The organism is Allobosea sp. P1_A7 (assembly GCF_056406775.1).
Genome location: NZ_JBFTZN010000040.1, coordinates 18,486 through 29,937, shown reverse-complemented (window position 1 = coordinate 29,937; position 11,452 = coordinate 18,486). Strand labels below are relative to the sequence as shown.

Sequence of the window (11,452 nt, the reverse complement as noted above, 5' to 3'; positions counted from 1 at the left end):
CCCCGAATACAATGCCGGCTACGCCCCGGCCTTGAAGAACGCGCTCGACTGGGCATCGACGGCCAAGCCTGGCGCCCCCGCCAGCGGCCTTGCAGGCAAGGTCGTGGCGCTCGGCGGAGCTTCCACCGGCTCGCTCGGCGCCTATCGCGGGCTGACCCAGTTGCGAACCTCACTCGAACTCGGCTTCGGCGCGCTGATGGTGCCCGAGATGGTCGCCGTCAGTTTCGCCGACAAGATGTTTGATGCCGATGGCAACCTCACCGATGCGCGCAGCAGCGGTTTCTTGGATGCCCAGGTGGCCCGACTGCTCAAACTTTCCGGCAAGGGCCTGTAGTCGCGGCGGCGTGACGATCCGACGCTAGGGAAGTTCGCAAGTCATTATGCCTTCCACACGGAATCGTAACAGCTCGGCCCTATGAGCCGCGAACAAGAGCACTGATCTCGACCCGGTCTCTTCCAGGACCTCACGGCCAGGGAGTTGCAACACGCGAATGAATGGCCAGGCATCAAGCTATAGTTTGCCGCGCTGGCGCCTGACGCGCTGGCTGACCGATGCTGGCCCCGATGTGCCCGCCGACATCAGGGTCGCCTTGATTGGGAGCCTCTATGGCACCTTACCGATCTTCGCCGGCGGCGTGATCAACACCATCGCCGTGTCGTTTCTGATCGCGATGCGGATTCCGACGCTGCCATTCGTGCTCTGGTGCGCCTTCGAGGTCCTCTGCTGCGTGACGCGGCTCTTCGTGCTGCTCGTCGCCCAGAAGCGGGCGAGGCAGGGCAAGGAAACACCAACGGATCTCTACATCCTGCTCGGCGTCGCCTGGGCCGGCGGTGTCGGCTACGGCACCTTCATCAGCCTGAGCAGCGGCGACTGGGTGGTGGCCACGCTCGCCTGCCTGTCGGCCGCCGCAATGGTCGGCGGCATCTGCTTCCGCAATTACGGGGCGCCACGACTCGCCGGAGTGATGATCTTCCTCACGCTCGGGGCCTGCTGCTTTGCCGCGCCCTTCCTCGGCGAGCCGATCATGCTGATCGTCTTCATGCAGATCCCCTTCTATCTTTTCAGCATGAGCCGGGCGACCCGCACGCTCAACAAGATGCTGGTCACGACGATGCGCGCCGAGCGCGAGAACGAGTTCCATGCGCGCCACGACATGTTGACCGGGCTCTCGAACCGCTCGGGCCTGACGAAGGCACTCGACGCGCATTTCGCCCGCGAAGCCGGACAGAAGCGGCTCGCACTGATCTATCTCGATCTCGACGGCTTCAAGGCCGTCAACGACAGCTACGGCCATATGGCCGGAGACCGGCTGCTGCAGCTCGTCGCCGAGCGGTTGCGTGGCATGATCCGCAATGGCGATCTCGCCGCCCGGATGGGTGGAGACGAGTTCATCGTCTTGTCCGAGCAAACCGAAGCCGCGCAACTTCTCGGCTTCGGCGAAAGGCTGATCCGCGAGATCTCACGGCCCTACGAACTCGACAACAAGCACGAGGTCACCGTGGGGGCCTCGGTCGGGATTGCGCTTGCTCCGGAGCACGGGACCGACATGATGACCCTGCTCGCAGCGGCAGACAGCGCACTCTATCAGGCCAAGTCGCGCGGCAAGTCTCGCTGCATGATCGCGTCCGCGTCGCAGAGCGAACTCGACCGGCCCTTCCCCGGCGCGCCGCTGCTGGTCAGCTCGGCCCGCCAGTTGCACTGAGCCCAAGATTCGCGGCTTGCTGCAGCTCGCAGCGCTCCTCCCCCACGACATGTCGCCAAAGCGATCCTGGCCAGGCAATGCCGCACGCCCACCGCGTCGTCCGGCAGCGAAGCATCGTCGCCCGCAGCACCGCAACGACGGCCCCTTGCAAGGTCGGTCTGGCGCGCCGCAATCTTGACCCTCTTGCCGCCCTCGGGCTTCCTGCCGTGCGGGAAAGTGGAGAGCGGCCGTGGCAGATATCGGACGAATCGTCCACGAGGTGGCCGAGGAGATGGCCGCCCATCCCGAGCGGGGCGAGGTCGCGAGCTATATTCCGCCGCTCGCCCATGTCGATCCCGGACAGTTCGGCCTCTGCATCGTCACCTCCGATGGCGCAACGCATGCTGCCGGGGACGCCGAAGAGCCCTTCTCGATCCAGAGCGTCTCCAAGGTCTTCGCGTTGACCCAGGCGCTCGGCAAGGTCGGCGACACGCTCTGGCGCCGCGTCGGACGCGAGCCTTCCGGAACCCCCTTCAATTCGATCGTCCAGCTCGAACGCGAACAGGGCATTCCGCGCAATCCCTTCATCAATGCCGGCGCACTCGTCGTCAGCGACGTCAATCTCGCCGGGCATGAACCGCGCGTCGCGATCGGCGAACTGCTGCGCTTCATCCGCTATCTCGCGGAGGACGAGACGATCGTCATCGACGAGACCGTGGCCCGCGCCGAACAGGAGACCGGTTTCCGCAACATTGCGCTGGCCAATTACATGAAGGCCTTCGGCAATCTGACGCATGCGGCGCCGCTGACGCTTGGCGTCTATTTCCACCAATGCGCCATCGCCATGAGCTGCCGGCAGCTCGCCATGGCCGGACGCTACCTGATGCTCGGCGGCCTGCATTCGCCCGGCGGAGCGCGGGTGATCTCGGCGCAAAGAGCCCGCCGCATCAATGCTCTGATGCTGACCTGCGGTCATTACGATGCTTCCGGCGACTTCGCCTTCCGCGTCGGCCTGCCCGGAAAATCCGGGGTCGGCGGCGGCATCCTGGCGATCGCGCCGGGCAAGGCCGCAATCGCCGTCTGGTCGCCCGGACTGAACGAATGCGGCAATTCCCGCCTCGGCACCCTCGCACTGGAGCGCATTGCCGAAGCGACGGGCTGGTCGGTGTTCAGCCCATCCGGAGGCGGCCGCCCGTGAGCGGTCGGCAGCATCCAGACAGCCCGTCACCGGCGTGCACCTCCGCCCTGACGGGAGCCACGCTCCCCCCGGGACGACCGGGGAAGAGCCCTCTGTCGGAAGGAGCCTTGTGGGGGAAAGGGCATTTCCGGGCGCGCCTGAGGTGCCCGCGAGCGTTTTCCGCAAGCCACCCAAATGTTCAAGAGCCCAGCGCGCGCTGTTGCTCAGATCCCGCGCGTGATGCCGCCGTCGACCCGAATATTCTGTCCGGTAATGTAGCCGGCATCGTCGGAGGCAAGGAAGGCGATTGTGCCCGCGATTTCGTCGCTCCTGCCATAGCGCTGCAGCGGCACGCGCTGGCGCCGCTCATCGGTGGCCGGCAGGCTGTCGATCCAGCCGGGGAGCACGTTGTTGATGCGGATATTGTCCGCTGCGTACTTGTCGGCAAAAATCTTGGAGAAGGAGGCGAGCCCGGCCCTGAACACGGCCGATGTCGGGAACATGGCGTCGGGCTCGAAGGCCCATGCCGTCGAGATGTTGATGATCGATCCGGAGCGTTGAGCCTGCATGACCGGCGTCACCAGTCGGGCTGGCCGCACGACGCTCAAGAAATAGACCTCCATGCCGCGATGCCAGTCCTCGTCCGGGATCTCCAGGATCGGCGCGCGCGGGCCATGGCCTGCACTGTTGACGAGAACGTCGATGCGCCCCCAGCGAGAGACAGTTGCATCGACGAGGCGCTTGATATCGTCATTGGACTGGTTCGAACCGGTCACTCCGATGCCGCCGAGCTCATGGGCCAGGGCTTCGCCCTTGCCGGATGAGGACAGGATGGCAACCGCGAAACCGTCCTTGGCGAGACGGCGCGCGGCGGCAGCCCCCATCCCGCTGCCACCGGCCGTAATGATCGCGACTTTCTGAGTCATGGACTTTCCCCTGGTTGCCTGCTGCAGCTGGTCGTAGGCGACGAGGACGCCCCGAACCATGGATTTTCCGTGCGGTGTCCCTGTAGCGTTGCTACACCCTCATCATGTCACGAATGCCCCCTCTCGCGACCTTGCGCGCATTCGATGCGGCCGCGCGCCATCTCAATCTTCGCCTTGCGGCGGAAGAGTTGAATGTGACGCATGGCGCTGTCGCCCAACAGGTTCGCGCCCTGGAGGCCAGCCTCGGGGTCGCCCTGTTCGAGCGGGAGCCGCGCGGCCTCGCGCTCACCGCGGCCGGGCGGGCCTTTCATCCACAGATCAGACGGGCCTTCGCACTTATCGCGGGCGCCATGGCCGCAATCGAACCCACGCAGGAACGCGAACGACGCGGCGTGACGGTCACTGTCACCCCCTCCTTCGCGGCAAGATGGCTCATTCCCCGGCTCGGGAAATTCTCGGTGATTGCGCCGGATGTCGAGGTACGCGTCCTGGCGTCGGAATCGACCGAACGCCTCGGAGGACATGGCCTGCCGGATCTCGCAGTGCGTCTGTCAGCTCCGCCCTTCGAGCGCTCGCTCGATGCCCGGCGCCTGCTTGCGGACGATCTCTTTCCAGTCTGCAGCCCATCCATCGCCAAGACACTCTCGAGCCTGGACGACCTTGCAGGAGCGACGCTCCTTCACGACGCCCACGACGCATGGCCGCTCTGGCTGGAACTGGCGAACGCATCGACCCCACCAACGGTCGGACGCCGATTCAACCAGACCGCGCTGGCCCTTGCTGCCGCGCTTGACGGCCAGGGCGTGGCGCTTGCGCCATCTGCTCTCGTTGCGGAGGATCTCGCCGGGCAACGCCTGGCGGCACCATTCGGCACGGCCCTGCGTGTCGCGTCGGAGCGGGCCTTCTATCTTCTCACGCCGAGGCTCTCCCGAATGCGTGCTGAGGTCTCGAGCTTTCGCTCCTGGCTGATCGACGAATGCGACGCCGGCCTGGATGCGGAGTGACGGCCCCGCCGAGCTGCCTGGATCTGACGTCCGGCCCGCCCGGTTGAGGAGGTCGGACCGCCAAGAGCTCCCATGATGAGAGTGCTCCCATGACGGTTCCGCCGAGGCGGATGATCGCATCCGCCGGGCCGTAGCGCTTTGGCCAACGGCGCCCGCCCAACGTGCTCAAACGCGAGGATCGCGTCGCAAACCGCGGTCGAGGTTCACCACAACCTGCCCAGATTCGCGCTTGCACGCATGTGCAAAATTGCGATTGACAGGCCTGCCGTTTGCGTTGAGCTTGATACGCAACGGATCGGGTCAAGCTGCGTGCAGCCCCACGATCAGAGCTAAATAAGAGCTGCCCCACAGCAGAGCGTTCTTTGCAAGGCTGTGCGGGGAGAGGGAGGGTACGATGGCCAAGACGTGTCCCGCTTCAGCGGGCGTCCGCCCTTGCGCGGAATAGGGCGCCTCGATGACCACCGGTAACGCCGTCGCGCCACGCCGCGAGAGTGGCCGGGAACGGGCCCGGGCGAACGCCATCCCGTCACCGGCCTGGACATGTCGGCTGCGCTACCGGCTCCGCGTTGCGCTGCGCGAGCCGACGACCATCATCGGCCTCTTCGTCGCGCTTCTGTTTGCCTATCTCATCGTCGTGCCGGTTGTCTCCATTCTACGCGATGCGGTGACCGTGCAGTTCGGCGACGAGCGCCGGACCGCCGCGGAGGTCGGCAGCCTCACAACCTATTACCTCACCCGCGCCTTCACATCGCCGGTGGCGGCGAACCTGTTCTGGCAACCGCTGCGCAACACCTTGATGGTGGCCGCCGGCGCCATTGGCATCGCCGTCGTCGTCGGCACGGCGATCGCCTGGCTGATCTGCCGCACGGACATGTTCGCGCGGCAGTGGTTCGCGACGGCCCTTATCGTGCCCTATATGCTGCCGGCCTGGACCTTTGCGCTCGCCTGGACGACGCTGTTCAAGAACCGCACGGTCGGCGGACAGGCCGGCTGGATGGAGAGCCTCGGCTTCACCCCGCCGGACTGGCTCGCCTACGGCCAGGTGCCGATCACACTCATCCTGGCGCTGCACTACACGCCGTTCGTCATTCTCCTCTTCGGCTCGGCGTTGCGCCGCTTCGACAGTCAGCTTGAGGATTCGGCTCGCGTCCTCGGTGCCGGACGCGGGGCTATCGCGCTGAAGATCATCCTGCCCCTGATGCGCCCGGCGCTGATGTCGGCGGTGGTGCTGATCTTCGCCAAGTGCCTTGGCGAGTTCGGCGTCGCCTATGTGCTCGGACTGCCGGTGAAGTACGACGTTCTCGCGACCTCGCTGTACCGCTCGATCGGTTCGCGCCAGACCGGCGTGGCCGGGGTGATCGCCGGCGCCATCATGCTGATCGGCATCATCACGATCCTGATCGACGCCTATCTGGTGCGCGAGGCGCAACGCTTCGTCACAGTCGGCGGCAAGGGCGCCATGAACCGGCCGGCGCGGCTCGGCATCTGGCGCTGGCCGGCCACCGGCTTCGCCGCGGGCGTCTACGCCGCCAGCGTCGGCGTGCCACTGCTGACCCTGTTCCTGTCGACGGTCATGCGTGTACCGGCGGATTTTTCATGGTCGAACTTCACCCTCGACTATTGGATCGGCTGGAATCTGCCAACGGTCGCCATGYGCACCGGCATCCTGCTCAGCCCGGACCTGTGGCAGGCGGCGTTCAATACATTATGGATCGTCGGCCTGGCCTCGACCTGCTCGGGCCTGCTCGGCATCATCACCGGGTATGTCGTGGTGCGCACGCCGGTCCGGCCACTCGCCGCCGTCCTGCGCCAGGTGACGTTCATGCCCTATCTCGTGCCGGGCATCGCCTTCGCAGCCGCCTATCTCTCGTTGTTTGCGGTGCCGCGCGGGCCGATTCCGGCGCTCTATGGCACCTCGCTCATCCTGATCCTGGCACTCATCGCCGACCAGATGCCCTATGCCTCGCGCGCCGGCATCTCCGCCATGATGCAACTCGGCAGAGATCCGGAGGAGGCGGCCCAGGTCGTCGGCGCAGGCTGGCTCGCGCGCATGCGCCTTGTCGTCGTACCGATCCAGAAGGGTTCGCTGATGACCGGCATCCTCCTGCCCTTCATCTCCGGCATCAAGGGGCTCAGCCTGTTCGTCATGCTCGCCGTGCCAAGCACCGACGTGCTGACCACCTTCTCGATGCGCCTCGTCGATTATCACTACACGCAGGCGGCCAACGCGGTCGTCCTGATCATCGCGGCCATCGCCTATTTCGGCACTCTGGCGGCGCAGAAGCTCACCAAGACGAACCTGGCGGAAGGACTAGGCAGCTGATGCCCGCGATCATCCTGGAAAACGCCAATAAGAGCTACGGCGCCGGTTCGCCCAACGCAGTGTCGAATCTCGATCTCGAGATCGCCAATGGCGAGTTCATGTGCCTGCTCGGCCCATCCGGCTGCGGCAAGACGACGACCTTGCGGATGATCGCGGGGTTGGAGAACCTCTCCGGCGGCGAGATCCGCATCGGCGAGCGCGTCGTCGACAGCATTTCCAAGGGCCTGTTCGTCGGGCCGGAAAAGCGCGAGCTCGGCCTCGTATTCCAGAGCTACGCGCTCTGGCCGCACTTGACCATCGAGCGCAATACCGATTTTGGCCTGCGCCTGCGCAAGGTGCCGAAGGCCGAACGCGAGGCTCTCGTCACCCGCGTCATGAAGGCGCTCGACATCGAAAAATACCGGGGACGGTATCCGTCGCAGCTCTCCGGCGGCCAGCAGCAGCGTGTGGCGCTTGCCCGCATGCTTGTGGTCAATCCGGGCGTATTGCTGCTCGACGAGCCGCTGTCGAATCTCGACGCCCGACTGAGGCTGGAAATGCGCGCCGAATTGAAGCGCATCCATGCCGAGTTCGGCACCACCATCGTCTTCGTCACGCACGATCAATGGGAGGCGATGACGCTCGCAACCACAATTGCGGTGATGAACGAGGGCACGCTGCAACAGATGGGGACGCCGAACGACATCTATGACCGGCCAGCCAACCGTTTCGTTGCCGAGTTCGTCGGCAGCCCGCCGATCAACATTTTCGAGATCGGCGCTGCCTCGCACGACGTCGTCGGGCGGCACGCGGTGACCTTTCTCACCGCCCGGCTGGGCCCCGATGCCGATATTGGCTCGCTCGGGCTCCGGCCCGAAACCATTCAGATTGCCGACTCGGCCGACGCGGTGCCTCCCGGCAACTTCGCCGACGAGGCGGTCGTGACCGGCATCCTTCCGACCGGTGGCAGTTGGATCGTCGAGCTGACTTCGGGCGGCAAGAAGACATTCGCGACCGCCAACGAGGCGCCGCGCCACAAGGTCGGCGACACGATTTGGTTCCACGTCCGACCGGCAGCGCTGCATGTGTTTTCGCGCGACGGCCAGCGTCTCCAACGTGCCGACGACGTCCTCGCGCACGCGGCTGTCCAATGAACGCCCCCAACGACAGAAAACGGGAGGGATCCATGCTTGTCATGACGAAGGCTGCACTCCGCACCGGCCTGGCGGTCGCCGCGTCGGTCGCTGCAATGGCCGCCATGGCCGAGGATCTGAAGCTGCTCGCGGAGCGGGCGAAGGCCGAGCCGCCGATGACGGTCTACGCCGTTACCGGCAAGATCGTCGATACGGCCAACGCCTTCAACAAGATCTATGGGCTTGGAGTCACCGGCAAGAAGGTCAGCGAGGCAGGCCAGGTGGAACTGCTCATTCGGGAGCATCGCGCCGGTGCCGCGCTCGCCTCCATCTCGCTTGCGGCCGACACGGCGTCGGTCGCGGCCGAGTTGCTGCCGAAGAAGGTCGTCACCTCCTACGTGCCCGACGACGCGGCGAACCTGTTGCCGAAAAATGCGCGGGATCCGCTGGTCTTCGTCACCGATCCGCATGTCTGGAGCTATAACGGCGCGGCATCGCAATCCTGCCCGGTCAAGAACGTCTGGGAACTGACCGAACCGGCATGGTCGCGTCTGGTGACCCTGATGGACCCCCTGGAGAGGCCGGCCTATGCCGACTGGTTCAACCAGTTGGAGACGCACCACGACGCCGCGATGGCCGCCGCATATGCGACGCATTTCGGCAAGCCGTTCGACAAGCGGCAGGGCTCGGCGACCTCCGCCTGGGTGAAGGCGCTGGCCGCCAACGGGCCGCTCATCGCCGATTCGACCGCTGTCGCCGCCGCCGTCGGCGCGCCCGGACAAAAGCAGCCGTTTTTTGGCATGGTGCCGGTCGCCAAGTTCCGCGACAATATCGACAAGAAGTTCAGCCTGACGATCTGCCGCGACATGCAACCCTTCGCCGGCATGCTCTATCCCAGCATGGCTGTCGTTGCGGCCGGCACGAAGAGCCCCAACACGGCGAAGCTGTTCATCAACTACCTGCTGACCGAACCGGGACTGGCGCCGCAACTCGTCGACGGGAAGGTGCCGACGCACCCCAAGATCGCCTTGCCCGCTGATGAGCCCTCGGGCATCGGCCGTTCCCTCGACCGGATGATGGCGTGGGATCTGGCGTCGTCCGTGAGCGACCTGGAGCGCCGCCAGGATTGGCAGGACCTGTGGCGCGTCAACCTCAGGCGCTGACGGCGCCCTGCACGCGAACCCAACAAGCAAGCGGCGCGGGTGCAACAGCTCGCAAGCCGCACAAGGGAGGAACGACCATGAGCGCCTACTGGAGAGCACCGCTGCTGGCCGTCGCGTTGGCAGCCGCCGCCACTCCGACCATCGCCGCCGAGCCGCTCGACCTCAACAGCCTGATCGCCGCGGCCAGGAAAGAGCCGCCGATCACGATCTACGACAGCACCGGCAAGATCGTCGACATGGCCAAGGCGTTCTCGGCCAAGTACGGGCTCAGCGCCACGGGGCAGAAGGTGTCGGCCAACAGCCAGCTCGAAATGCTGCTGCGCGAGAGCCAGAGCCGCAACGTCAAGGGAGACGTGGCCCTGTTGACCGACACGCCAGCCGTCATCGGCCAGATGCTGCCGGCCAAGGTGCTGGAAAGCTACCTGCCTGCCGACCTCGCCGGCGAGATCCCGGCCGGCTATCGCGATCCGCTCGCCATTTCGGTCAACGCCAATGTCTGGGCCTACAACACCGAAATCCACGGAGCCTCCTGCCCGATTTCCAATGTCTGGCAGCTGACCGAACCGGAATGGAAGGGTCGCGTCGCCTTCATCGATCCGCTGACCAAGGGAACCTATACTGACTGGTTCAACCAATTGGCCCAGCACGGCAACGAGGCGCTCGCTGCCGCCTACAAGGCGCACTACGGCAAGCCGCTGGTCCCGCAGCAAAAGACCGCTGCCGCCGAATGGCTCGCGGCTTTGGCGAAGAACGCGCCGCTCGTGTCCGAGAATGACGACCGCATTTCCGACGCAGTCGGGGCGCCCGGGCAGAAGGCGCCGTTCATGGGGCTGCTGAGCTCCGCCAAGTTCCGCGACAACGCCGACAAGGGCTACAAGCTTGGCCTTTGCAAGACGCTTCAGCCTTGGGTCGGCTGGAGCTACACCAAGCTTGCGCTCATCGCCAAAGGCACCAAAAGCCCAAACGCCGCCAAACTCTTCGTCCGCTACATTCTGACGGAAGAGGGGCTGATGCCGCAGATGCAGGATGGCAAGCTGCCGACCAGCAAGGCGATCCCGGTCCCCAAGGACGAGCCATCGGGTGTTGCCGTCGTGCTGGACCGCCTGTTTCCCTACGACGCCAAGACAGGCCTCGACGACTGGGACAAGCGGCAGGATTGGCAGGATTTTTGGCAGATCCACTACAAGCGCTAACACACCGCGCCCCTTGAGCCGGAAGTCCAGACAATGCTGCATACGACGATCGCCGATATTGCCCGCAAAGCCGTTCTCGCCGTTCAGGAGCCGCTCACGACCGCGTTTCGTGCCGGCATGGTGGTCGATTTCAAGCGCGACCGGCACGACCCCGTCACCGAGCATGACCGCCGCGCCGAGGCGGTGATCCGCGATCTCGTGTTCCGGGAGGTTCCCGACTCGACCTTTGTCGGCGAGGAAGGCGGCTCGGTCGGGAGCGGCGCGGTGCACTGGTATGTCGATCCGATCGACGGTACGGCCAATTTCGCCAGCGGGATGGCGTTCTGGTGCACGTCGGTGGCAGCGGTGGTCGACGGCGAGACCGTCGCCGGGGCCATCCTCGATCCGATCGGTGGCAACCTGTTCCTCGCCGATCGGAACGGGGCCTGGCTCAACGGGCAACCGCTCGCCAGTCGTGCCGCCCCCGACGAGGCCAACGCCGTGCTGATCACCGGCTATCCGGTGCCGCGCGACTTCCGCAACGACGGCGAAGCGGTCGCGCTCGGCCGTTTCGGCGAACTGACACGCACCTTCGCGACCCTGCGACGACCGGGTAGCGCCGCACYCAGCATCGCCCATGTCGCGGCCGGCTGGGTCGACGCCGCCGCCGGTTTCGGCGTCAACGCCTGGGACGTCACCGCCGCCATCCTGATCCTAGAGAAGGCGGGCGGCCGCTACACCCCGCACGACCTCGGCAAGGTGGGGCCGACCGCGCCGGCGTTCCTCCACCCGGGCTATGTCGCTGTAGGCGCAGGGGCGAATTATCCGACGCTCGATCGCGTCGCGCGCGAGATCTCCGAAGGGCGAAGGCGACGCGTCGCCTAGATGGCCGT

10 protein-coding genes are annotated in these 11,452 nt (G+C 65.7%); 9 read left to right on the top strand and 1 reads right to left on the bottom strand.

Annotated features, from left to right (window positions below):
- The 3 genes from AC1D34_RS09670 to AC1D34_RS09660 form a co-directional block, all read left to right on the top strand.
- The coding region (locus AC1D34_RS09670; RefSeq protein ID WP_476824088.1) for an NADPH-dependent FMN reductase at positions 1-334 on the top strand (334 nt) is incomplete at its 5' end.
- Positions 335-491: 157 nt separating this feature from the next.
- Positions 492-1,703, top strand: coding sequence for a diguanylate cyclase domain-containing protein (locus AC1D34_RS09665; protein WP_476824087.1), 1,212 nt, complete (start codon positions 492-494; stop codon positions 1,701-1,703).
- A 229-nt stretch (positions 1,704-1,932) separates the two neighbouring features.
- A complete protein-coding gene (locus tag AC1D34_RS09660; RefSeq protein ID WP_476824086.1) occupies positions 1,933-2,880 on the top strand; it encodes a glutaminase in 948 nt (315 codons plus the stop codon).
- Between the two features lie 203 nt (positions 2,881-3,083).
- Here the strand turns inward: AC1D34_RS09660 and AC1D34_RS09655 are convergent, their stop codons facing one another.
- Complete coding sequence (locus AC1D34_RS09655) at positions 3,084-3,785, bottom strand: SDR family oxidoreductase (RefSeq protein WP_441490571.1); 702 nt, start codon at positions 3,783-3,785, stop codon at positions 3,084-3,086.
- A gap of 113 nt (positions 3,786-3,898) precedes the next feature.
- Here AC1D34_RS09655 and AC1D34_RS09650 point away from each other — a divergent pair, with 113 nt between their 5' ends.
- The 6 genes from AC1D34_RS09650 (at position 3,899) to AC1D34_RS09625 (ending at position 11,444) form a co-directional block, all read left to right on the top strand.
- Positions 3,899-4,789: a LysR substrate-binding domain-containing protein gene (locus AC1D34_RS09650; protein ID WP_441490570.1), complete on the top strand. Its 891-nt coding sequence runs from the start codon at positions 3,899-3,901 to the stop codon at positions 4,787-4,789.
- 454 nt (positions 4,790-5,243) lie between these two features.
- The gene (locus tag AC1D34_RS09645; protein WP_476824085.1) at positions 5,244-7,112 is read left to right on the top strand and encodes an ABC transporter permease; all 1,869 of its coding nucleotides are present in this window, start codon (positions 5,244-5,246) and stop codon (positions 7,110-7,112) included.
- Complete coding sequence (locus tag AC1D34_RS09640) at positions 7,112-8,245, top strand: ABC transporter ATP-binding protein (RefSeq protein WP_476824084.1); 1,134 nt, start codon at positions 7,112-7,114, stop codon at positions 8,243-8,245. Before AC1D34_RS09645 ends, AC1D34_RS09640 begins: the two co-directional genes overlap by 1 nt.
- Before the next feature lie 32 nt (positions 8,246-8,277).
- Positions 8,278-9,387, top strand: coding sequence for an ABC transporter substrate-binding protein (locus AC1D34_RS09635; RefSeq protein ID WP_476824083.1), 1,110 nt, complete (start codon positions 8,278-8,280; stop codon positions 9,385-9,387).
- A gap of 77 nt (positions 9,388-9,464) precedes the next feature.
- On the top strand, positions 9,465-10,580 hold the full coding sequence (locus AC1D34_RS09630) for an ABC transporter substrate-binding protein (protein WP_476824082.1): 1,116 nt from the start codon (positions 9,465-9,467) through the stop codon (positions 10,578-10,580).
- Between the two features lie 33 nt (positions 10,581-10,613).
- Positions 10,614-11,444 carry an inositol monophosphatase family protein gene (locus tag AC1D34_RS09625; RefSeq protein ID WP_476824081.1) on the top strand — a complete coding sequence of 277 codons (831 nt, stop codon included), beginning with the start codon at positions 10,614-10,616 and terminating at the stop codon, positions 11,442-11,444.
- The last annotated feature ends 8 nt before the right edge of the window (positions 11,445-11,452 follow it).

Bases quoted from the DNA above. Each gene is read 5' to 3' on its own strand.
- AC1D34_RS09635 (WP_476824083.1), top strand. From the start codon at position 8,278: ATGCTTGTCATGACGAAGGCTGCACTCCGCACCGGCCTGGCGGTCGCC.
- AC1D34_RS09655 (WP_441490571.1), bottom strand. From the start codon at position 3,785: ATGACTCAGAAAGTCGCGATCATTACGGCCGGTGGCAGCGGGATGGGG.
- AC1D34_RS09650 (WP_441490570.1), top strand. From the start codon at position 3,899: ATGCCCCCTCTCGCGACCTTGCGCGCATTCGATGCGGCCGCGCGCCAT.
- AC1D34_RS09665 (WP_476824087.1), top strand. From the start codon at position 492: ATGAATGGCCAGGCATCAAGCTATAGTTTGCCGCGCTGGCGCCTGACG.
- AC1D34_RS09630 (WP_476824082.1), top strand. From the start codon at position 9,465: ATGAGCGCCTACTGGAGAGCACCGCTGCTGGCCGTCGCGTTGGCAGCC.
- AC1D34_RS09640 (WP_476824084.1), top strand. From the start codon at position 7,112: ATGCCCGCGATCATCCTGGAAAACGCCAATAAGAGCTACGGCGCCGGT.